Below are 21,810 nucleotides of genomic sequence, written 5' to 3' on the forward strand. Positions count from 1 at the left end.
CATAAATTTATTGCTGTGAAAGATTTAAAATTTATATAAAACCTTTTTAAAATGATTATTTATTAGCTACTTTAGCCCCAAACAAAAACACGTATGTACAATCACTCTCTTTATTGGTGGCATCTTTTTAAACTGTAACCTAGCGGGATTATTGTACTTAATATAATTTATATATAAAAGTCCCATTATGGGGCTTTTTTTATTTTTAAACTATGCAAAACAGCAAAAAACTACGCAATTGGTTAGAAGCATTTGGCCTTGATCATCCATTGGTCATTGCAGGTCCTTGTAGTGCCGAAACCCAAGAACAAGTGTTAAAAATAGCACATCAGTTAAAAGATACTGATACTACCGTACTCCGCGCCGGAATATGGAAACCCAGAACTCGACCAGGAAACTTTGAAGGGGTTGGAGCTTTAGGGCTTAAATGGCTTCAAGAAGCGAAAGACCAAACCGGTATGTTAACCACCACCGAAGTAGCGAATGCAAACCATGTAGATCTAGCATTAAAGCACGATATTGATATATTATGGATTGGCGCCAGAACCACCGTTTCTCCTTTTGTGGTTCAAGAAATAGCAGATGCATTGCAAGGAACCGATAAAACGGTGTTAATTAAAAACCCCGTAAACCCAGATTTAGCATTGTGGTTAGGTGCAGTAGAACGCTTTTACAGTGCAAATGTTCAAAATTTAGGAGTGATTCACCGAGGTTTTTCCACGTATGAAAAAACAAAATACCGAAACAATCCCGAGTGGCAAATACCTATTGACCTTCAAAATCAATTTCCAGATTTACCGTTGATTTTAGATCCTTCACATATTGCTGGCAGACGAGATATTATTTTTGAGTTATGCCAAACAGCATTAGATTTAAATTACGATGGACTTATGGTCGAAACACATTACGATCCCGACAATGCTTGGAGTGATGCTAAACAACAAATAACGCCACAGACATTAGATCAAATGACAGTCGATCTCCGCATCCGTAAAAAAGGAGATGATAAAGTGGCGTTTAACAATGAATTGAGCAAATTACGGGCGCAAATAGATGTGATCGATGACAAAATCGTACAAATGATGGGCAAACGAATGAAGATTGCTGACAACATTGGGGTGCTTAAAAAAGATCATAACGTAGCTATTTTGCAAGTAAAACGATGGAACGAAATCTTGGGCAGGATGATTTTGGCCGGAGAACACAACAAGCTGAGTGAAGAATTTGTATTGCGATTATACAAGGCAATTCACCAAGAATCCATTGGACATCAAAAGAAAGTTTTTAAAGAAGAGTGACTTTCAATTTAATTTTACACTTTTGTATTTATGAAAGGCACTGTTTATAAATCTACCGGAAGCTGGTACACCGTAAAATCGCAACAAGGTGATTTTTATCAATGCCGTATAAAAGGGAAATTTAGAATAGGAGGTATAAAAAGCACAAATCCTGTGGCTGTTGGTGACCATGTGGCCTTCAAAGTAGAGACAAAAGGCGATGAAACAGTTGGTGTTATTCATAAAATTGAATCACGGGATAATTACATCATCAGAAAATCGGTCAATCTTTCTAAACAGACGCACATTATTGCTGCGAACATAGATGTTGCCTTTTTGTTAGTTACTTTTAATAATCCACCAACTTTCACCACTTTTATAGATCGTTTTTTAATCACAGCCGAAGCTTACCATGTTAAGGCTGTTTTGCTTTTCAACAAAATAGATTTGTACAATGAAGACGAGTTGCTAGAAATAAAATATCTTGCTGCGCTATATCGGGAGATTGGTTATGATTGTATCGGTATTTCGGCAAAAACTGGAAAGAATGTAGATAAGGTAAAAGCTTTAATGCAAGATAAGGTGAGTGTGTTCTCAGGTCACAGCGGTACAGGGAAATCTACACTAGTTAATATTATTGAAGCTAACCTTGATTTAAAAACTGCTAAAATATCTGAACAACATCAACAAGGTCAACATACCACTACTTTTGCTGAAATGTACGATCTATCCTTTGGGGCTCAAATTATTGATACACCCGGAATTCGTGGATTTGGTGTAGTAGAAATAGATAAAGAAGAGCTGGGTGACTATTTTCCAGAATTTTTTGAACTTAAACAAGAGTGTAAATTCAACAATTGTCTTCATATAAATGAACCCCAATGCGCCATAAAAGATGCGCTGGAAAATCAAGAAATTGCGTGGTCTCGTTATAAAAGTTACTTACAGATTTTAGAAGGAGAAGACGACGGATACCGGAAGGATATTTATAAAAAGGAATAAGGTTCTAGATACAAATTTTTGATCCCCAATGGGCTCACAAATTCACTCGAACTAACCTGAGATGTCCTAAATAGATTTGGTAGTCAGTTCGAATGATTTTGATTGATCTGTAAGGTCAAACAAAATAGTATCGAGAACACGAACTATTTTTTTCGTTCTATCACATAATTTACCATCAATTCTAACGAGTCTTTATAAGGTGATTTTGGATATTTCTGAAGAATTTGCAACGCACGTTGCTGATAGTCTTTCATTTTTGAAACAGCATATTCAAGACCGCCAGAATCTTTAACAAAAGCAATGACTTGCTTTACTCTTTTTTTGTCTTTATTATAGTTTTTTACTGAATTGATAATCCATCGCTTATCTTTGGGCGGAACCGTATTTAACGTATAAATTAACGGAAGCGTCATTTTTTGTTCTTTAATATCGATTCCGGTGGGTTTGCCTATTTTTTCTTCACCATAATCGAAAAGATCATCTTTTATTTGAAAAGCAATCCCGATTAACTCCCCAAATTCGCGCATGGCTTCTACCTCTTCTTTAGGGGCATTGACGGATTGTGCTCCCATCGCACAACAAGCAGCAATGAGTGTAGCTGTTTTTTGGCGGATAATATCAAAATAAATGGCTTCGGTAATATCAAGTCGGCGGGCTTTTTCAATTTGAAGTAATTCGCCCTCGCTCATTTCACGAACGGCTACCGATATGATTTTAAGCAGATCAAAGTCTTCGTGATCAATAGAAAGTAATAATCCTTTTGAGAGCAGATAATCACCAACTAAAACGGCGATTTTATTTTTCCAAAGGGCATTAATGGAAAAGAAACCCCTACGGCGATTGCTGTCGTCCACTACGTCATCGTGAACCAAAGTTGCGGTATGAATAAGCTCAATAACCGAAGCGCCACGATAGGTGCGTTCTTCCACTGTGCCGTTGCCCGTCATCTTTGCGATAAGAAAAACGAACATAGGTCGCATTTGTTTCCCTTTTCTATTTACTACATAGTGGGTAATGCGATTGAGCAAAGCCACTTTTGATGACATGGCTCCCGAGAACTTTTTTTCAAAAAGTTCCATTTCAGTTTCAATGGGAAGTTTTATTTGGGAAACGATTTTCATTGATGCATCAAAAATAAGTTAAAAAGGGAAAATAGTTGTGTTGAATAATACCTTTTATGTAATTTAGCAGCTTAATTAAACAAAAATATATTTATTATGAAAAAAATTACTTTATTAGCAGCTTTTTTTGCTGCTTTTGCTATGAATGCACAGACTGTGTTATTTGAAGATGATTTTGAAAGTTATGATAACTTTATCATTGAAAATGTTGGAGATTATACATTAGTAGATGTAGATGGTTTGCCAACTTATGGGTTTACTGGTATAACTTATGATAACTCTGGATATACAGGTGCTTTTATTGTTTTTAACTCAACGGCTACTGCTCCTCCTTTAGAGCCTAGTGCTGATTCAGACTGGAGTGCTAGAAGTGGAGAAAAGGCAATGGCATGCTTTGCTGCTGTACCTGACGGAGCTCAATTTAATGATGATTGGTTAATCTCTCCTGCTATTGAATTAGGAGCATCAGGAAACACCGTTGAATTTTGGGCTAAAGCAGCCGATGCAACTTATTCTGATGAAAGATTTAACGTAGGTGTATCTACTACTGGTACTGATCCAGGTGATTTTTCTTTTATAGCAAGCGATTTACAAGCTCCTGCTATTGATTATACAGATTTTAGTTTTGACTTAGATTTCTTAGCTGGGGAAACTGTATACATTGCTATCAATGTAGTAAGTGAAGATCAATTTGGATTTGTAATGGATGATTTCAAAGTAACTTCTGATGTACTAAGTGTTAATGAGCAATCTTTTGATGGATTTGAATATTTTGTTGATAACAACAATTTAAAAATTTCTGCAGATAGAGCTTTTGAAAGTGTAAATTTATTCAATGTTTTAGGGCAAGAAGTTGTTTCTAAAAACCTTTCTAACACTAGTGAAGTAATCAACATTGCTTCTTTACAGTCTGGTGTCTATATTACTACTGTTACTATTGATGGAGCTAAAAAATCTTTCAAAATAGTTAAACAATAAAACTTTTTTAAAGTCATATTTAAAGCACCTGAGGTTTAACCTTAGGTGCTTTTTTAATTTATCATAAATGAAACTTACTTTACCTACCTTGACAATTCTATTTTTAAGTTGTTTTTTTCTCTCCTGTAATACAGATGATTTTATTCCTAAAGCTGAAATCGAAGAACAAGAAACAGTATTAAGTGATGATATAACAACATATAACGATAATGCCTTTTTTAAAGGTTATACACTTATTGCTCCTTTATTATCCAACAATATTTACTTGATTAACATGGAAGGATTTGTTGTGAAAAAGTGGGAATCAGAAAATAGAGGAATAGCAAATTATTTAACTGAAGAAGGAAACTTAGTAAGATCGTATATAGTTTCTAATCAAACATTTTCCTTTGCTGGAACAACTGGTGGAATTGAAATATTTAATTTTGAAGGTCAAAAAATTTGGAATTGGGAGTATAGTACCCCGGAATATAGTATGCATCACGATATAGAGATTCTTCCAAATGGCAATATCTTGGCATCAGTTTGGGACAGAAAAACTTCACAAGAAGCTATCGAAAAAGGTAGAAACCCTAATTTACTTTTTAATAGCGAAGTATGGCCTGATAGAATCATAGAAGTAAAACCTCTTGGTAATAACAATGCTGAAATAATTTGGGAATGGTCTATATGGGATCATTTAATTCAGGATTTTGATAGTTCAAAAGAAAATTTTGGAGTAGTTGCTGAGCATCCAGAATTAGCAGACATTAATTACTCTAATGGTGAAGCTAATTTTAACCATGTTAACTCTCTATTTTATATAGAAGAATTTGATCAAATTGTTTTTAGTAGCAGAAGGTTTAATGAGTTTTTTATTATTGATCACTCTACCACTACTCAAGAAGCGACTTCTCATACTGGAGGACAATTTAATAAAGGAGGTGATTTTTTATACAGATGGGGAAATCCTAAAGCTTACAAGGGTGGCACTGATGAAAATCAAAAATTATTTGGTCAACATGATGTTACATACATTGCAAACAAGCCAAATAATTCTGGAAATTTCCTAGTATTTAATAACGAAAAACATGAAACATTGTCATCTGTTGATGAAATTAATATCCCACAACAAGCTGACGGCTCTTACAATTTGGAACCAAACGTAAACAATTATCCTTTACATTCAGCTTGGTCTTATGTAAATACAGAAATTAATTCTCCAATTCTCTCTGGAGCAAGACGCTTAAAAAATGGGAACACATTAATTACTTCAGGCACAAAAGGGTTATTATTAGAAATAGACAGTGACGACAATGTCGTATGGAAATATACACTTCCTTTGGAGGATAAAAGAATTTTTAAAAGTTTTCGTTATTCAATTGATCAACCTCCTTTTGAAGGTGAAAAACTTCCTGTTTTAAATGAAAAGGTAGAATAAGGTTTATTAACAAGGTTAACTTTTATTCGCCAGTTGCCCGCAGGCCGCATCAATATCCTTTCCACGACTTCTACGTACGGTAACTGGGATTTTGTTTTTTTCCAGTTTTTCTATATACATATCGAGTGCTGAGTTTACAGCTTGTTGAAACTCGCCATCATCAATAGGGTTGTACTCAATCAAATTAATTTTACAAGGAACCGATTGGCAAAATTGTACCAAAGCATCCACGTCTTTTTCGGTGTCGTTTATATTGTTCCAAACAATATATTCGTAGGTAATGCGACGGTTTGTTTTGGCATACCAATATTCAAGCGATTCCCGGAGGTCTGGCAGGGTAAAGCTTTTTGCGAATGGCATAATCTGTTCCCGCGTTTCCTGAATAGCAGAATGCAACGAAACAGCCAGATTGAATTTAACCTCGTCATCGGCCAGTTTTTTTATCATTTTAGGTACACCCGATGTGGAAAGCGTAATCCGTTTCGGTGACATGCCTAGTCCTTCTTCAGAAGTAATCATTTTAACAGACTCTAAGACGTTTTTATAGTTCATCAATGGTTCGCCCATTCCCATATACACAATGTTAGATAGAGGCTTGTCGTGATATAGCAAGCTTTCTTTGTGAATAGCAACCACTTGATCAAAAATTTCATCTGGGTTTAGATTTCGCATTCGTTTTAATCGGGAAGTTGCGCAAAATTTACAATCTAAACTGCAACCAACTTGTGAAGAAACACAAGCCGTTGTCCGGGATTTAGTAGGGATCAACACCGACTCTACCACAAAACCATCGTGCAATTTAACGGCATTTTTAATGGTGCCATCGTTGCTTTTTTGCAAGCTGTCCACTTCAATATGATTTATCACAAAGTTTTGCTCTAAGTGCGTACGAGTTTCTTTTGAGATATTCGTCATATCCTCAAAACTGTGGATGCCTTTATTCCACAACCACTCGTAGACTTGGTTGCCTCGAAAAGCTTGATCGCCAATGCTTACAAAAAAGTCACGTAACTCTTGTTTTGATAATGCGCGGATGTCTTTTTTATCTGAAACCATAAGATTGCAAAATTAAGGTATAGAAATTTGTTTATGGAACGTTTAAGAAGTATTTATTTATGGATGCTAGGTGTTGGAGGTTTTCGCCTTCGATATACCTCTCCTATCGTCTACGCACTCAGGCACCGAAGAAATAAAAACCGGTCAATTTTAATCAGGGAAGTTCATTCACACCAACTACTACCTACTGACAATAATTTTTTTGGTAATGCTAGAATTAGAGTCCAGATCGGTTAATTGTAAAAAATACATGCCTTCAGCAGTTTGGGCTACCGAAATAGTATTCATAGTACTAGAAACAGATCCTTGGCTTATTTGTTGACCTGTTATGCTATAAAAATGATACGATAGGTTAGGGTAGCGGCTGTTCATTATCGTGATGGTTTCAGAAGCTGGGTTTGGATATATTTTTAACTCTCCTGTAATATCAAAATCTGGAACGTTCAGCAAGTTTTGTGTTGTTTCCAGTTGGGTTTGTCCTGTTTCATTAGGATCCAACCATTCTTTAAGCCGTTTATTAGATGTCGATCCGGTATCCCAAGAAACGGCTAATCTTCCATAGATATCGTATTTATTATTGTTTTCCAGTCCATCACAGGACGAATTACCGGCATATAGTTGCCCGATTATTTTTCCGTTTTGATTAAACAATGGTGAACCGGATGAACCACTTTCGGTTGTTCCTATTTCCCAACCATTTCCTTCGCCTACAGATGCTCCTCCAATTAACCACACTTCGGTACCATTGGCTGTTTCATGTATCGCTCCTGAATTGTCTCTACATATTTTCATAATATCACCATTGGGATGGTGAATACCTATTTCATATAATGGTAACTCGTCCGTAATGTCCCAACCTGCAAAAGCAACATCCCAAGAAGAGGGAATGCTATTGTAGAGCTCTACTAAAGCAAAATCACTGATGTTGTTAGCTGCTTTTAGTTCTGCTCCGCTCATAGTAAAGTTTGTCTGAAGATCTGGGCTAAGTTTATCTTCCCCACAAACTGGACTCGGGCTCATCCAGTTAAATCTAACGGACCAAAAAGCGGGGTCGCTATTGTCTAGACAATGGTTTCCAGTAAGTAAATAAGGTTTTTTGTCTTTATTGGTATTGTTAATAAGAACAGCGGAACATAAATAGCCATTTCCTAAATTAAGGAGTGCAACTGCTTTTTTCAGAATATCTTTTTGACTATCGAAGTCTTCTCCAATGGGGCAATTAACATCGTAGTTACAATCACCAGAATCGTTTAATCCTCGAGTTCCGTCCATGTATCGCTCCACTTTTCCCATTCGGTATCCGTGTATAATGCTCTTTATATTTAGAAGTACTTCTTCATTTACAGATTCAGGTTCATAATATTCCAACCAAATTTTGTCTCCATTTATAAACCAAGAACCTAATTGTTGGTTGTTGCGATTCTGGTTTGTAGTTAATGGTAGTAATACATCAGTTTTGTCGTCATTATATAAAAACAGTTTGGCGCCATTCGGAATATAAAAATCACCGAAGTTAAGGCTCAAATTAACTGCGTTGGGTGAACTTATGGCAATACGCCATAGTTTATCACCATTATCCAATTGGGTAACAGTACCGTCTTTATGAACATCTATTTTTAAATTTCGCTTAATACCATATCGCCAAGGGAGGCTTTTATCGCGATCGTTTATACTGTCTTCACGATGAAGAGCTAAAAGGTCTAGGGGAGGAAGGTTGATGGTTGTAGCGTCATCATTGTTTTCTATACCCCAGCTAATAGGAGTGTCGACGGTAGTTTCTTGAGAAAAAACCGTGCAAATAGAAAAAACAAAAAAGAATAAAAAAGTAGTTTTTTTCATACGCTCTTGATATTGATGCGACTACACTACCACAAGGTACTTTTTTATTTTGAAACAAGAAAATCATTATCCTTTTTTAAAAGCAAAAATCCTGATTGTTACATCAGGATTCTTCAAAAGTTCAAAATAGTTGTTTTGTTACTTATATGATAAGCATAGCATCACCATATGTATAAAATCTGTATTTTTCTTTTACGGCTTCAGCATAGGCTTCTTTAACAAAATCATGACCTGCAAAGGCCGCGACCATCATCAATAATGTTGATTTTGGTGTATGGAAATTGGTTACCATACAGTTTGCTATACTGAAATCATAAGGAGGGAAAATAAATTTATTAGTCCATCCAGCATACGGGTTGAGCATAAGGTTTGAGGATACTGAACTCTCTAACGCACGCATTACGGTTGTTCCCACGGCACAAACCCGTTTTTTTCTGTTGTTACCTCCGTTGATTATGTCTACCGATTCTTGCGGAATCGCAATTTCTTCAGAATCCATTTTATGTTTTGAGAGGTCTTCCACCTCAACTGGACTAAAAGTACCTAAACCAACGTGTAAAGTAACTTCGGCAAAATTGATGCCTTTTATTTCAAGGCGCTTCAATAAATGTTTTGAAAAGTGCAGTCCAGCAGTTGGTGCAGCAACGGCTCCTTCTTCTTTTGCAAAGATTGTTTGATAGCGTTCTGCATCTTCTGGCTCTACATCTCTTTTAATGTATTTAGGCAATGGAGTTTCGCCTAATTCCGTCAATTTACTTCTAAATTCTTCATACGATCCATCAAACAAAAATCGAAGCGTACGCCCACGAGAAGTGGTATTGTCTATAACTTCAGCCACTAACGATTCGTCTTCGCCAAAATATAGTTTATTACCAATTCTTATTTTACGAGCAGGATCTACCAAAACGTCCCAAAGACGGGTTTCTGGGTTTAGTTCACGTAAAAGGAAAACCTCAATACGAGCCCCTGTTTTTTCTTTGTTTCCAAACAACCGTGCTGGAAAAACCTTGGTGTTGTTTAATACCATTACATCGTCTTCTTCAAAATAGTCGATGAGGTCTTTAAACATCTTATGCTCAATGGTCTTCTCTTTTCGGTTTAAAACCATTAGTCTGGCTTCATCGCGGTTAGATGCTGGATATTCTGCCAAAAGTTCTTCTGGCAGTTCGAAATTGAAATTAGAAAGTTTCATTCCCATAGAAAGTGGTGTTTTGTCTTGAAAAGCTGCAAATATACAACCTCAACATAGGGGTTGTCAAGTAAATAAGCAATTATTATTTAAAATTGACGTTTATGCCTACTTTTTGGATGTCTTCCCAGTAGGTTGGGAACGATTTTGAAACCACTCCTGCGTCATCAATTTTAATAGTTTTTTTTAATGCTAAAGGTGCGAAAGCCATTGCCATACGGTGATCTTTATAGGTTTGTATGGTTATGTGTTCTTTAATTTTTTCTGAAACCATTAATACTAAGGTATCATTACTGACCGAAATCTTGGCTCCTAATTTTTTCAATTCGGTTTGTAAAGCAAGCAATCTATCGGTTTCTTTTATCTTTAAGGTATGCAATCCAGTTAATTTACAGCCTAACCCCAACCCAAAACAAGTAACGGCAATAGTTTGTGCAATATCTGGTGCATCTGCAAGATTTAATAAAACGTGATCGGCAATTGGTTTGTTGTTTTTTGAAAGGGTGATGGACGCATCTTCTTTATTATATTGTGTGGTGACACCCAACGTTTCATAAATGGTAGCTAAAATAGAATCTCCTTGTAAGCTATCTTTAAAATAGCCTCTTAAGGTTATGTTTGATGCTTCAGAAAGAGCTACAATACTATAAAAATAGGATGCTGAACTCCAATCAGATTCTATTAATATCGCTGTGTTTTTAATTTCTGAAAGTGGCTTTACTTCAATGCTGTTTTCTGAAAAATCACATGAAACTCCAATTTTCTGAAGCAAAGAAATTGTCATGTGGAGGTATGGAGCTGAAGTGACAGATTTTTCAATATTGATAGTAAGCCCATTTTGTAAAGATGGTGCTATCAATAATAAAGCTGAAATATATTGACTACTTACATTTCCAGCTATAGAAACTTTTTGTTTTATAATTTTTTTACCTGAAATAGAAATAGGTGGATAGCCGTCTATTTTAAGATACTTTATTTCGGCTCCTAAATCTCGCAATGCATCAACTAATATTTTTATGGGTCGTTGTTGCATGCGCTCACTGCCGGTCAATACAACCGAAGCATCTTGCTGGGTGGCAAAATAGGCTGTTAAAAATCGCATGGCAGTACCGGCGTGGTGAATATCCACTTCGCCTTGATTTGATAGTAATGCCTTTTGCAACACCATTGTATCATCACTTTCTGAAAGGTTCTCTGTTTTAAGATTGGAGAAAAGCGATTGTAATATCAATAGCCGGTTGGATTCACTTTTGGAGCCTGAAACTTGTATGGTAGCTGAAAGCTCTTTGATATTTTTGCTTGTGAGTACAGCTTTCATAAAACGCAATTTACTTTTTCAATTTATTTTTAAACTTTCCGTAGGTTACAAAAAAACCATATACAAAACCTGTTAACAGGCTCCCGCCTATTAATAAATACGGGTTCCGTTCATCAAAAAAATTAGAAGTAAATCCTTCAAAAGCCCATTTAATGAATATAAAGATAATTACAAAGGCAACCCCTAAGTATAGTACAGACCTCCAAAATCCTTTGTGATTGATTATTTGTTTAAACATTACTTTAATTTTTCATTGTTATGATGGCGATCGTGGTCACGCTTGGTTTTAATATCTAATTTTTTATGGAAAGCTTCTTCTAGGTTTACCCCAGTTTGGTTGGCTAAACATAAAACAACAAAAAGCACATCTGCTAGCTCTTCACCTAAGTCTTTGCCTTTATCACTTTCTTTTTCGCTTTGCTCTCCATAACGACGGGCAATGATACGAGCTACTTCGCCTACCTCTTCAGTAAGCTGTGCCATATTGGTAAGTTCGTTAAAATAACGGACTCCGTGTTCATCGATCCATTTGTCTACTGCTTCTTGTGCATTTTCAATGTTCATTGGGTAAATTTTAAATTCAAAAATACTTCAATTTCATTGAGTTTAGGGGTAAATTTTAACCCTATTTTTATATACAAAATTGAATTAAAATTTTTACTCTTTAAAAAAGAACGAAAACGAGGTTTTGTTTTTTGGTTATTGGTTAAAAATTAGTAACCCGATAACCAATTACAATCAAACTTACATTATGCTTTAGTAAGCACTATCTTCTCATGTTCTTTATCAATCATCAGCTTAAAAAATTCTTTGATATTGCCATAATCTTGAGCAGGCATAGTGGCTGTATTTAAAGCAAACTCTACTGATATTTGTAGTTTGCCGCCCACATTATTAATCATGTATTTAAACATTCCGGAGTTTTCCCCTAAAGCAAAAGCTGCGCTTTCTGGAAGAGATTCTATTGTATAGCCTTCAGGAATATCAACTGTTACAATATACCTGTCTTTTATGGGGTAATTAAAATCAATTGGGTAACTGCGCTCATTTAACTTAAATGGGTTTTCATCCATAGCTAAGAAAAGCAACGGAGAAAAGTATAATTTACCACCTATTTCTTCTAAGGCGTCAAAGTTTTTAAAATCATATTTCAATGAAACGGGTTGGTACAGATTCTTTAAATTTTCAAAGGCAATGTTTGAAATTTCGGTTTCTCCACTGTTTTCTTCCAATTTTTTACGGATATCTTCTTCTTTAACGTTTATGAAACTTTTGCGCTTGCCTAAAGCATAATGGCCTGTAAATCGGTTTTGTGCAGATCCAGTAATAGAATAGTCATCTTTATTGATAGCCAAATTCATCATAGTACTCTGCACAGCGTGTTTAGACGGGTATAATGAAACCCAAGAAGAACTACGATTTTCTCGTACAACTCTTCCTTGCCAGTTTAGTAACTCTGGTTGTAAAACATTTGGCTCTCCTTCTTTTATAGTAGCATCAAAAAGTATTGTGTTATTTCCGTTTTCAACTGCAGCTATTACATAATTAAATCCGTTACGTGTAGGAAATAAAGGAATTCCATGTGATTTGGTGCTTACCAAAACTGGATTTGCGTTAAGGCCTGCATACCGAAGCATGGAAACTAATAATAAATTTATATCGGCTGCATTACCGGAACCTTTTTTATAAGCATCTTTAGTACCTTCTTGAGCGTAAAGACCAACAAACTTATTCCAGTTCATTTTTCCTTTCACAAACTCATATATTTTAATCATTTTTTCAGTAGGATCGCTTACCCCACTTAAAAGGTTATCTATATCGTCATCAAAATAATTGTCTCTTTTTAATTGATCGCCAAAAGCGTTGGAATCATAAACTGATTTTGAAACGTCTTCCCAGGTTGTTGTAAACATCTTTAATGGAGAGCCAGGGTAATCAACATAGGAAAGTTCAAATTTTAAAGAAGTACTGTAGTTATCTATATTCCCTGAAAATGCTTCATCGTGTAATGCGGGCACATTGCTCAAGCTTACTTCATATATGTTTTCTAAAAGATCTATTTGCGTACTCTCTTTTGAAGGAAGTCCTCTACCGCCTATACCTGGGTCAGCGGGTGTTGTATATGCAAAATTGATGGTGCGTGGTCTTTTTGTCTCGTTAATTTTGAATGGCACCCATCCTTTTTGGTGCATTTTATAGTTAAAGTATTCTGGTACTGCAAAACGCATTTCTACTTGGTTCACCGGAATTTGTTCCTGAAACCTATACGCATCTATATTGGTAATAAAAGGAGATTTAATGGTGTATTTGTACTCAATTATACATCCTTCTTTAAGGGCTGGCATAGTAAACTTTGTAAGCTCTAAAAATTCGCTAGATTCTTCTTCAAAAATACCGTTGTTACGTAATCTTTCGTCTTTCATTTTATTTCCATCCATAAAGTAGGTGTAGCCTCTTAAACTAGAAATCTTTTCATCAGCGCTTCCACTGGTTTGATAGAGCTTTATCGTTTTATTTGCCCAATCAAAACCATCTTTATTGTAAATTTTAACACGTTCAAATACATCGGTTAAAGTGAAAAAATCATCAGACTCGGTATATTCAAAACGTGTTTTTATTTCCCGATACAAAATAGCAGCATCTGCTGTTGAGTCTGTTGGGTGTTGTTTTTCTAATAGTTCTTCTTTAGAGACTTTTCCAAATCTAAAATCTTGAGAGTAAGTAAAATGTAAACAACTTAGTGCAAAAATAAGAGTAAAAATAAACTTCATAAATATAATGTAATGGTTAGCTATTCTGATTCAATAAAATTTTTGATTGGTCCATTTTAGAGACTCTTCGTAAAAAAGACCGGTATTTTTTATAGTCTGAAGCAGGGAAGGTTCCTTTTTTCAAGATAAAGGTACGCCTGTATTCAATAGTGTTTTCTGAAATTTTTGAAACTGAAAATGCATAGCTCCCAAATTTGTTTTCAATGGTTACGGCTTCAGGCAGGCTATCAATATTAAGGGTTTCAGGAATGTTTATTGTTAATGTATCGGTTTCGGTAAACCCTTCAGCTATTCTAAGTTTTTGTTTCCTGTTTGGGAATCTCGGCGGGACAGATACCGATTGTGAAAACACGTTGAGGCCTAAAAGTAAATCATTACCTACGGAAGAACAATAACTGGGCATGTTGATGGAAAGTTGTTCGGTAAACAAAATGTCATCTTTATTGTTATTGAGTGTAGTGTTTTCAATATTAAATCCATTGATATATGCCCATCTATTTTTATAACGCTTTTCTAAGTCGTCTGCATCTAAATTATCAAGCAGGTACATATCGTCATACGCTAAACCGGTGTATGTTCCTATAAAATTTGCTTGTACTGCGCCTGAAGGAGCCACTGTAATGGTTGCTTTATGTTTTTTAACATTTTCCTTAAATGTATAGGCTTTTGTATGAACAATTTTACCTCCTTCTGGTGTAACAATTAATACATCTCTGTCATCGCTAAAATTTCCGCCGTATCCAAACGGAGTGTCTTGGCTGGTACATTCCAGCCAAACAATTTCATCGCCGTCTGGAACTCCTAATATAACGTGATCTCCTTGTAATCCGGCAAAACCTGGTTCTAAGTCAACTTCTTCGTCCCCCGAATATAAAACCGTATAATAGGAGGGGACACCCACAACATCCAATAAGGCTTTTGTGTAATTTGTTAATGCTTTACAGTCGCCATAACTCAATTTGTCAACATCTTCGGCTAACATGGGTTTCCAGCCACCAATCCCAATTTGAATGCTTATATAACGTACTTTCTTTTGAAGGTATTCATAAATTTTCTTCGCCTTTCCTAAATTAGTTGTTTCGCCAGCTACTAATTGTTTTGTCCTTGCAATGGTAGCTGGCGATAGCTCACTTACTCCCGTTAAAAGTGTTTTGTCCATCCAAGCACCAAATTCATTCCAATCTTTTCCATATCCAGCGACACCTTTTAAGTAAAAATTATTGAGCGCAAACTTTATGTGTGGCAAAATAGTTCGGTAAGAAGGACTATACGCTTCATTTTTAATTGCTTCTAAATTTTCTGCTTTACAGATAAAGGAGTCCGGAGTTTCAGAAATTGAGATGTCATATCCTTCAAGGTTCTTTTTTAAAACGTTGGGTTTATTAGAAGGGTTGTATTTTACTATAAATTCACTGTTCTTTGTAGCAGTGTAATACCCTTCCAGCGGAAACCAATTTGGAATGTGCGCAGTGCTGTTGCTTTGGGTAACCGACTCAAAAACCAACGTATAAGGATATGTAGTTGGGGTGTGATCTAAGCGAAGCAACCTATCGTCGCTGTAAATAGAAAAACCATCTGAAGCACTAATGTCTCGAAAGTCACGCTTTTTAAAGTGCTCTAGTTCATTGCCCATGGCATCGTACACCCAAGCTTCGATGTTCTTTACTTTAGCGTCATCATTATAATGGGTATAGGCACGTACATTGCTGTTGCCCTTTTTATTGAGCACCATAACGGCTCTATGGTTTTTATAGACCATCTCGTCGTTTTTGGTAATATCTATTTCTATTTTTTCATCCAATAATACGCTATTGGCGTTTTTGGTAAGACTTGATGATAACGCAGTAATAGAATATTGGGTTTTCTGCGCAAAAACGGAAATGGTAGATAGAATAACTACGCCTAGGGCAATAAAGTTTCGCATGGGCGCAATATACACAATTGTTAAAAAAATGTGAAATTATTCTTTATTTTTTGAATCCATGGTAATAGTTACGGGCCCATCGTTAATTAAAGAAACATCCATCATCGCTCCAAAAACACCAGTTTGCACTTCTTTACCAAGCTCTTTCTCTATTTTTTTAATGAATTTTTCATATAAAGGAACAGCTACATCCGGCTTAGCAGCTTTTATAAATGAAGGGCGGTTTCCTTTTTTGGTACTGGCGTGCAAAGTGAATTGACTCACAACTAATATAGCTCCATCAACATCTTTTATGGAAAGGTTCATTGCATCATTGTTATCAGAGAAAACCCGTAGCCTTGTTATTTTTCGGCACAACCAATCAATATCTTCTTGGGTGTCTTCATCTCCAATGCCTAATAAAATCAAAAAACCATGGTCTATTTTTGAAACAATTTTTTCTTCTACTGTTACGGAAGCTTGTTTTACACGTTGTAATACTGTTCTCATAATTTAATTTTATTTGAGAGTCAATATACGTGTATTGTTTCTTTTTCTGAAATAGGTTACATTGATGGTTTAAAAACCTGAAACCGAAAACTTTTTTCACCCTCAGGCAACCCTTTTAGCTAATATTGCGTCTATATAAATAGAAAGCATTGCGAAACATATTGTGAAACTCATATCCTTACATAAAAACTATACAGCGCTTATAAAAAAAGCAAAGAAGGGAAATCGTCGCTCACAGCACGAGTTATATCAACTTTTTGCTCCAAAAATGTTAAGTGTGTGTAGACAGTATTTAAAAAGTAATGATGTAGCTGAAGAGGTCATGCTCAACGGATTTTACAAAGTGTTTACAAAATTGGAGGCTTATAGCGACCAAGGTAGTTTTGAAGGTTGGATTCGTAGAATCATGGTAAACGAATCAATCAGTGAATTGAGAAGACAGAAGAAACTCTATTTCAAAGACGAATCGGTCATCGAAAATTCACTAGAGTATGCAACTTCTATCGATACTGAATTTGCGGTGGAAGAAATTCAAAAAGTGATAGACAGTTTGCCTGAAGGGTACAAAGCGGTATTTGTTTTATATGCTGTAGAAGGGTACAAGCACAGTGAAATAGCCGAATTGTTGCAGATTAGCGAAGGCACATCAAAATCGCAACTATCAAAAGCTCGCAAGATGCTTCAAAACAATATTAATAAACAAAATGACGTGAATTATGGAGTCCAATAAATTTGAAGAAAACATTCGCGAAAAATTGCAAGAACGGGAAATACAACCTTCCAATGACGCTTGGGAAAAGTTGAATGCCCGTTTAGGGAAACCCGAAAAAAAGAAAAGTTATGTTCTTTGGTACGCCGTAGCAGCTAGCTTGGTAAGTATTTTAGTGATTGGAGCATTTTTCATTAAAGATGACGTGACTTCAGCTTCTCAAAATTTAGTAAAAACACCGACAAATAAAGAAAAAATAGATGTTGAAAAGCAACCGGAATTTATTCCGCAGGAAATTAATTCAGAAGAAATCGCGGCTGAAGAAAATATCAAAATAGAGCAAAAAAAGAAACAACAAGTTCCAAACAAACAACTTGCAAATCAAAAAACACAACTAAAACAAGCTGTGGAAGTTTCTTCTGAAAAAGAAGAAGCAATAGCTAAAACCGAAACCAATTTAGAAGAGCAATCTATTCCGAAGGGCAAAGTAGTAGATAAAACTAATGGGCGCTTTTTTGAAAATAAGGTTAACGAAGTAGTAGCGCAAGTAAAAGAAATTCAAAGTAAAAACCACGAAGTAACGCCTGAAGAGATCAATGCACTGTTGGCCAATGCGCAGCGGGATATTAAAACCAGACAAATACTCAATCCTGAAACTCAAAAAGTAGATGCTGCAGCCCTGCTTTTAGATGTAGAACTTGAGCTGGAACGAAGCTTTCGAGAAAAAGTATTCGATGCTTTGGGTGACGGATTTAATAAAGTGCGAACCGCCGTTGTGGAACGTAATAACTAGTTCTCGCGAAGGTGGAAACCTGTGAAATCTCTAACAAAAAATAATTCATTCATCAATCACGCCCAGAGGCAATCCCTTCCATAATCGGGAGGGAAGCCAAAAGGCACTAAATCACACAAATCATGAAAATATTTACGTATTGTACCGCTATCACGGTATGGGTGCTGACTATGGTCTCAGCACAAGCACAAGAAAACAATCTTGCAGACGATATCGCTATTTTAAAAGCTACACAAGAACAAATTGTAACCGAAGAAAAAAATGCGCTTAAAAACGAAGTGGAAGACATTAATCAACGGTTAGAAAAAGACGAAATATCCCTAACCGAGGCAGAACAGTTAAAAGAGCAAGCTGCTGAAAAACGAGCGCTAAACATTGAAAACCGCTTGGCGATTATCGATAATAAAATTGCGTTGCTGGAACGAAATGGCGGCAGTGAAAATTTAGCCGATGACTCTGAAAGAGTTGTTTTTAGTATTGGATCGGGCGACGATGAAGACTCCTATATTTTCTTAGGAAAGAAGAACAAAGCCAAAAAGTATGATCGTAGAACAACGAGTGCTTTTGTGTTAGCATTTGGTTTAAACAATGTAATTACAGAAGGGCAATCACTAGACGATTCAGATTTTAAAATTGGTGGGAGCCGTTTTGCTGAAATCGGGTGGGCTTGGAAAACGCGCGTATTTAAAAACACAAATTGGCTACGCGTAAAATATGGTTTTTCCTTTCAGTTTAATGGATTAAAACCTACCGATAACAGATATTATGTGGATACTGGCGATCAAACAGAACTACAAGAATTTCGTTTAGATTTGGATAAATCAAAATTTAGAATGGATAACCTCGTCTTTCCTGTGCACTTCGAATTTGGACCTTCAAAAAAGATTGAAAAGGAGGAATATTTCAGGTATTCTACGTATAATAAAATTAAAGTAGGGCTTGGTGGGTATGCGGGTTTTAACCTTGGATCTCGTCAAAAATTAAAATATTCAGAAGACGGTGAAGATGTAAAAGAAAAATTAAAAGCAAGTTATAACACGAACAATTTTATTTACGGCCTTAGCGGTTATATTGGCTGGAAGGGAACAGCGATATATTTAAAATATGATCTAAATACCATTTTTAAAGATAACCCAATTGATCAAAGAAATGTTTCTTTAGGACTTCGTTTTGATGTAGATTAATACCTTGAATAGCCATTTTTTTTAAAAGCTTCTTTTTTTGAAAAGAGGCTTTTTTGTTTTCTGAAACTAAATCCCAAAAGCGATTACCAATTTATTATATTTGTCTTTTAAAACTTCCTGACATTTGATAGCAAAAACCACCATAGACAATGTGTTTGAAACCGCTCGCGTAGAGGAGGTGATAGGTGATTTCGTGCAATTAAAGAAGTCAGGTAGTAACTTCAAGGGGCTCAGTCCGTTTAGTGATGAGCGCACGCCCAGTTTTATGGTTTCGCCAGTAAAACAAATTTGGAAAGATTTCAGTAGCGGAAAAGGGGGAAACGTAGTTGCTTTTTTAATGGAGCACGAACATTTCACCTATCCTGAGGCTATAAAATATTTGGCCAAAAAATACGGAATTGAAATTGAAGAAACCGAACAGAGCGACGAGCAAAAGCAACAAGCTGACGAACGCGAGAGTTTATATCTGGTCAGCGAGTTTGCAAAAGATTATTTTAAGCACGTTTTGTTTAAAACTGAGGAAGGTAAAGCCATTGGTCTCAGTTATTTTAAGGAGCGGGGCTTTACTGAAGAGACCATTAAAAAATTCGATTTAGGGTTTTCCCCCGATAGTTGGGATGCATTTACCAACCACGCTATAAAAAAAGGATACAAACTCGATTATCTTGATAAAACAGGCTTAACGATAGTAAAGGGCGAGAAACAATTCGACCGTTTTAAAGGTCGGGTCATGTTCCCTATTCGGAGTATGAGCGGTCGTACGTTGGGTTTTGGCGGTCGGATTCTTACCAACGATAAAAAAACGGCGAAATACCTAAACTCACCTGAGAGTGATATTTATCATAAAAGTAAGGTGCTTTACGGTATTTTCCACGCAAAACAGAGCATTGCCAAAGAAGACAACTGTTACTTGGTTGAAGGTTATACCGATGTAATCCAATTTCACCAAACGGGGATTGAAAATGTAGTATCATCATCTGGTACTGCTTTAACTCCTGAACAAATCAGGTTGGTAAACCGATTGACGCAAAACATTACCGTATTGTTTGATGGAGATGCAGCTGGGTTACGCGCTTCACTTCGAGGTGTTGATTTAATTTTGGAACAGGGAATGAACGTGAAAATTTGTACGTTCCCAGAAGGAGAAGATCCCGATAGTTTTTCACGGAAAAATTCATTGGAAAAATTGACCACTTTCCTTGAAGAAAACTCCCGTGATTTTATTTCGTTTAAAGCGTCTTTATTAGCTAAAGAAGCGAAAAACGATCCAATTAAAAAAGCCGATACCATTCGTGATATGGTGGTGAGCATTTCAAAAATACCGGATGTAATAAAGCAAGAGATTTATATTAAGGAATGTTCCCGAATTATGGATATTTCGGAAGAAGTTCTTTTTAATACCCTTGCTCAATTAGTTAATAAGGATAAACGGGATGCATCTCGGAAAAAGAGGAGTGATAAGAAACCGATGGAAGTGGTTTCTGCAGAAAAAGAAAAAGCAGAAAAGATTGATGTTCAGTACGAGCTGGAACGAAAAATAATCGAATTGTTATTGTTGTACGGAACTAAAGAAGAGGATTTTGAAGAGTTAATTCTTGATACCGATGAAAAGGGTGATGTTACTTTTAAACCTGAAATGCAAACGACAACGGTATTTCAAAAAATTTTTTTAGACCTTCAAGAAGATGAAATTGAATTTACCAACGAAGCATTTAAAGATTTATATTATGATATTATAGATCGGTTAACACGCGAAGAAGATTTAAAAGTAGATGCCTTCGTAAATAGTTTACAGCCTGAAAATGCATCGGCTGTTACTGATATTTTGATGGAAGAAGAAAAATATAGCTTGCACGATTGGGAGCGCAATGAGATATATGTAAAAGAAAAGTCTCATTCTGTTTCACAGGTGGTGAGTGAGACAATTTTAAATTTACGGCGTGAATTAGTAAACCAAAAGATTAAAGAACTTTCAGGTGCTATAAAAGAACAAAGCCCAGAGGGCTCACAAGTAGACCTGCAAGATGTTGTGGATTACATTACACTTAAAAAAGTAATTTCAGAAAAATTACGTAGGGTTTTATAATTATCCAAATTGAAACATACGAGACTGGTGTATCAAATCGGCCAGATTATCCACTTTTAATTTTTTAAGTAATCTTGTTTTATAAGTGCTTACTGTTTTCTCGTTAATGTTAAGTGCATTAGCGATGTCCTTGTTTCTTTTTCCTCTAGAAAGCAAATTTAAAACTTCAATTTCGCGGGATGAAAGCTTTTTATAACGGCTTATAGCACTACTTTCACCTACATTACGACTAGTGAAGGTAGAGGTGAGTTCTTCATTTAAGAAAATTCCACCTTTTGCAATTTTACCAAGCGCATCTAAAAACACTTGTGTTGAAGCTGTTTTTGGTACATATCCTGCTGCTCCAGATTTAATGGAACGCAAAGCATAAATTTCTTCAGGATGTGTTGAGAATATCAAAACCCTGGTTTGTGGAAATGATTCCTTGATGCTTCTAAGTGCATTAATACCGTTAATTTGCGGCATATCTATTTCCATAATGAGAATATCAGGACTATGTTCCTGTAAACTTTTGTAGAGCTCTTCCCCATTGTTAACTTTTGCAAGTATTGAGAATTCATCTTTTTTCTTTTTCAGCATACAAGAAATCCCTTTACGGGTAACTGGATGGTGATCTGCAATGATAATTTTTTTCATTAGTCTCTTTGTATTATA

At 35.8% G+C, this 21,810-nt stretch carries 19 protein-coding genes; 8 read left to right on the top strand and 11 right to left on the bottom strand.

What is annotated here, in order from left to right; translation table 11 throughout:
• Window positions 1-212: 212 nt before the first annotated feature.
• Both DZ858_RS06840 and rsgA read left to right on the top strand, forming a co-directional pair.
• Window positions 213-1,298 carry a bifunctional 3-deoxy-7-phosphoheptulonate synthase/chorismate mutase type II gene (locus tag DZ858_RS06840; protein ID WP_117158823.1) on the top strand — a complete coding sequence of 362 codons (1,086 nt, stop codon included), beginning with the start codon at window positions 213-215 and terminating at the stop codon, window positions 1,296-1,298.
• A gap of 30 nt (window positions 1,299-1,328) precedes the next feature.
• The gene (gene rsgA / locus DZ858_RS06845) at window positions 1,329-2,279 is read left to right on the top strand and encodes a ribosome small subunit-dependent GTPase A (RefSeq protein ID WP_117158824.1); all 951 of its coding nucleotides are present in this window, start codon (window positions 1,329-1,331) and stop codon (window positions 2,277-2,279) included.
• 143 nt (window positions 2,280-2,422) lie between these two features.
• Here rsgA and DZ858_RS06850 read toward each other — a convergent pair whose 3' ends face one another.
• On the bottom strand, window positions 2,423-3,400 hold the full coding sequence (locus tag DZ858_RS06850; RefSeq protein ID WP_117158825.1) for a polyprenyl synthetase family protein: 978 nt from the start codon (window positions 3,398-3,400) through the stop codon (window positions 2,423-2,425).
• Between the two features lie 96 nt (window positions 3,401-3,496).
• Here DZ858_RS06850 and DZ858_RS06855 point away from each other — a divergent pair, with 96 nt between their 5' ends.
• Together DZ858_RS06855 and DZ858_RS06860 are read left to right on the top strand one after the other, a co-directional pair.
• Window positions 3,497-4,378 carry a T9SS-dependent choice-of-anchor J family protein gene (locus DZ858_RS06855; RefSeq protein WP_117158826.1) on the top strand — a complete coding sequence of 294 codons (882 nt, stop codon included), beginning with the start codon at window positions 3,497-3,499 and terminating at the stop codon, window positions 4,376-4,378.
• A gap of 67 nt (window positions 4,379-4,445) precedes the next feature.
• Entirely contained in the window at window positions 4,446-5,798 is a 1,353-nt protein-coding gene (locus DZ858_RS06860) for an aryl-sulfate sulfotransferase (protein ID WP_117158827.1), read from the top strand.
• A gap of 15 nt (window positions 5,799-5,813) precedes the next feature.
• Here DZ858_RS06860 and rlmN read toward each other — a convergent pair whose 3' ends face one another.
• The 9 genes from rlmN to dtd all read right to left on the bottom strand — a co-directional run bounded on the left by rlmN (window position 5,814) and on the right by dtd (window position 16,384).
• Window positions 5,814-6,854, bottom strand: a complete 1,041-nt coding sequence (gene rlmN / locus DZ858_RS06865) for a 23S rRNA (adenine(2503)-C(2))-methyltransferase RlmN (protein ID WP_117158828.1) — start codon at window positions 6,852-6,854, stop codon at window positions 5,814-5,816.
• A 180-nt stretch (window positions 6,855-7,034) separates the two neighbouring features.
• A complete protein-coding gene (locus DZ858_RS06870; RefSeq protein WP_117158829.1) occupies window positions 7,035-8,693 on the bottom strand; it encodes a T9SS type A sorting domain-containing protein in 1,659 nt (552 codons plus the stop codon).
• A gap of 142 nt (window positions 8,694-8,835) precedes the next feature.
• Window positions 8,836-9,885, bottom strand: a complete 1,050-nt coding sequence (queA, locus tag DZ858_RS06875) for a tRNA preQ1(34) S-adenosylmethionine ribosyltransferase-isomerase QueA (protein ID WP_117159547.1) — start codon at window positions 9,883-9,885, stop codon at window positions 8,836-8,838.
• Between the two features lie 82 nt (window positions 9,886-9,967).
• Window positions 9,968-11,200, bottom strand: a complete 1,233-nt coding sequence (locus tag DZ858_RS06880) for a 3-phosphoshikimate 1-carboxyvinyltransferase (RefSeq protein ID WP_117158830.1) — start codon at window positions 11,198-11,200, stop codon at window positions 9,968-9,970.
• Window positions 11,201-11,210: 10 nt separating this feature from the next.
• On the bottom strand, window positions 11,211-11,438 hold the full coding sequence (locus tag DZ858_RS06885; RefSeq protein WP_117158831.1) for a hypothetical protein: 228 nt from the start codon (window positions 11,436-11,438) through the stop codon (window positions 11,211-11,213).
• Window positions 11,438-11,764 (bottom strand): nucleotide pyrophosphohydrolase, encoded by a 327-nt coding sequence (locus DZ858_RS06890; RefSeq protein ID WP_117158832.1) that lies wholly within the window; start codon window positions 11,762-11,764, stop codon window positions 11,438-11,440. The genes DZ858_RS06885 and DZ858_RS06890 overlap by 1 nt, the downstream gene beginning before the upstream one ends.
• 185 nt (window positions 11,765-11,949) lie before the next feature.
• Window positions 11,950-13,971, bottom strand: coding sequence for a transglutaminase domain-containing protein (locus DZ858_RS06895; RefSeq protein WP_117158833.1), 2,022 nt, complete (start codon window positions 13,969-13,971; stop codon window positions 11,950-11,952).
• 16 nt (window positions 13,972-13,987) lie between these two features.
• Window positions 13,988-15,895: a DUF3857 domain-containing protein gene (locus DZ858_RS06900; RefSeq protein ID WP_117158834.1), complete on the bottom strand. Its 1,908-nt coding sequence runs from the start codon at window positions 15,893-15,895 to the stop codon at window positions 13,988-13,990.
• A 36-nt stretch (window positions 15,896-15,931) separates the two neighbouring features.
• Complete coding sequence (gene dtd / locus DZ858_RS06905) at window positions 15,932-16,384, bottom strand: D-aminoacyl-tRNA deacylase (RefSeq protein WP_117158835.1); 453 nt, start codon at window positions 16,382-16,384, stop codon at window positions 15,932-15,934.
• 163 nt (window positions 16,385-16,547) lie between these two features.
• Here dtd and DZ858_RS06910 point away from each other — a divergent pair, with 163 nt between their 5' ends.
• From DZ858_RS06910 to dnaG, 4 genes are all read left to right on the top strand, one after another.
• The gene (locus tag DZ858_RS06910) at window positions 16,548-17,114 is read left to right on the top strand and encodes an RNA polymerase sigma factor (protein ID WP_117158836.1); all 567 of its coding nucleotides are present in this window, start codon (window positions 16,548-16,550) and stop codon (window positions 17,112-17,114) included.
• Window positions 17,101-17,886 carry a hypothetical protein gene (locus DZ858_RS06915; RefSeq protein ID WP_117158837.1) on the top strand — a complete coding sequence of 262 codons (786 nt, stop codon included), beginning with the start codon at window positions 17,101-17,103 and terminating at the stop codon, window positions 17,884-17,886. Before DZ858_RS06910 ends, DZ858_RS06915 begins: the two co-directional genes overlap by 14 nt.
• Window positions 17,887-18,008: 122 nt before the next feature.
• The gene (locus tag DZ858_RS06920) at window positions 18,009-19,070 is read left to right on the top strand and encodes a cell division protein ZapA (protein WP_117158838.1); all 1,062 of its coding nucleotides are present in this window, start codon (window positions 18,009-18,011) and stop codon (window positions 19,068-19,070) included.
• 124 nt (window positions 19,071-19,194) lie between these two features.
• On the top strand, window positions 19,195-21,156 hold the full coding sequence (gene dnaG / locus DZ858_RS06925) for a DNA primase (protein WP_117158839.1): 1,962 nt from the start codon (window positions 19,195-19,197) through the stop codon (window positions 21,154-21,156).
• On the opposite strand, the gene DZ858_RS06930 is transcribed toward dnaG, so the two are convergent.
• A complete protein-coding gene (locus tag DZ858_RS06930) occupies window positions 21,157-21,792 on the bottom strand; it encodes a response regulator (protein WP_117158840.1) in 636 nt (211 codons plus the stop codon).
• Window positions 21,793-21,810: the final 18 nt, after the last annotated feature.

The organism is Marixanthomonas ophiurae, assembly GCF_003413745.1.
Taxonomy (GTDB): domain Bacteria; phylum Bacteroidota; class Bacteroidia; order Flavobacteriales; family Flavobacteriaceae; genus Marixanthomonas; species Marixanthomonas ophiurae.